Annotated in this window: 1 protein-coding gene; it reads left to right on the top strand. The window is 55.6% G+C overall.

What is annotated here, in order from left to right; genetic code table 11:
- Window positions 1–1,660 (top strand): beta strand repeat-containing protein (locus tag GTGU_RS26210; protein ID WP_038163328.1); only part of this gene is annotated, 1,660 nt, incomplete at both ends.

The following is a 1,660-nucleotide window of genomic DNA, read 5'->3' as shown; positions in this document are numbered from 1 at the left end:
GGATAACACGGTCAACACCCTTGATGGCGACATTACCGCCGCCGACGGCGCCACCGGCGTGGTGGTGACGGGCGACGACACCCGGACCACCATTAACGGTGATATCTATGCCTCCGGTGGGGCGACCGGGCTGACGGTTTCCGGCAATGCCGCCAGTGTGACCAATCAGGGCAGTATCACGGCGGTGGACAGCGGTTCAACCGGCGTCGCCATTGACGGGAACACTGCCAGCTTCACCAACACCGGCACCATCGACAGCAGCCTGAACGGCACTGGCGTCAGCATTACCGGCAACAGCGCCAGCGTGACGCTCGACGGCACGGTGAATGTGCATGCGGAGAAAAACGCGGACGGCGTTTACCAGGGCGCGACCGGGGTCAGCGTGGCGGGGAATAACGGCACGACAGACATTACCGGCGATGTGGCGATTTCCGGTTCAATGGATGAGTCCGATGTCGTTGCACCCGAAGGGACTTTAACCGGCGTGGAAGTTTCCGGCACCGGAAATACCGTGACACTGGATGGCGCAGTGAATATGACGCTGGACAGTACCCATGAAAATGATATCAACGCTTTTACGGCAACAGGGATCGCCGTTACCGGGAACGAAAATACGATAAACATCAACGGTGGAGTGAATGTCAGCACCTCCAGCATTGACAAAAAATATGATGATGCACGGATGGGACACAATGCCTATGGTGTCACAGTCACCGGGAATAATACTGTCAACGTCAGCGGTCAGTCGACGGTAGACATCACCGGATCAGTCGGTGCGACAACTGGCCTGGCAACGCTCAGTGATGGCGGCCACCTGGTACTCAATTCAGATTCTGTACTGGATATCAATTACCATGCTGCCTCTGACTGGGGATATGCCGAGGGTGCCGTCATGACAGCGTCAGGCCCGGGTAGCAGTATTGACAACAGAGGGGTTATAAACGCCACCACAGGTACGACAATTGCGCGCGTTTCTGGTGGGGCAACGATAAATAACAGCGGAACAGTTGATATGTCACCCGCTTTGTCAAACTCCTCTTTTTCACAGGCAGGAGCATTTGAAGCGTCAGGAACAGGCTCCAGTGCAATAAATGCGCAGGGTGGAACAATCAGTATTACTTCTGATTATACCCCGTATTTGGATGGCGGCGTCGCTAAAACCCCGGTTTTCTGGTCCCAAAATACCGGCTACGCGTTGCTGGCAACAAATTACGGCAGCGTGGAAAATGATGCCGGAGCCACCATCAATCTCAACGGTGCAGGTCTCTATGGTGTGGCAGCCGCTAAAGGCACTGCTACCAACGCCGGAACCATTAACGTCGATGGTTTTATTCCCACACTCGATGAAGACGGCAATATCACCGCGAAGTCCTTCTACAGTACCGGTTATCTGCCCACCATGAGCGCCGGGGTGATTACCGGCTCCACCGATACCGGCTATGGTAACGCCACCGGTCTGAACACCGGCACCATCAACGTCAACAACGAAGGTTTCGGGATGCTGGCGCTGAACGGCGGCACCGTCACCAACCAGGGCACCATCAATCTCACCGCTGACGAGGGCGTGACCGCCTCTGCGGATAACCAGCTGATTGGTATGGGTGTGATCAACGGTGGTTCCGCCATCAATGATGAATCCGGCGTCATTAATATCAATGCC

Origin of the sequence: Trabulsiella guamensis ATCC 49490 (assembly GCF_000734965.1) — a bacterium.
Classification (GTDB): domain Bacteria; phylum Pseudomonadota; class Gammaproteobacteria; order Enterobacterales; family Enterobacteriaceae; genus Trabulsiella; species Trabulsiella guamensis.
The sequence above is the reverse complement of the archived record's forward strand: the minus strand, read 5'-3'. Positions and strand labels throughout refer to the sequence as shown.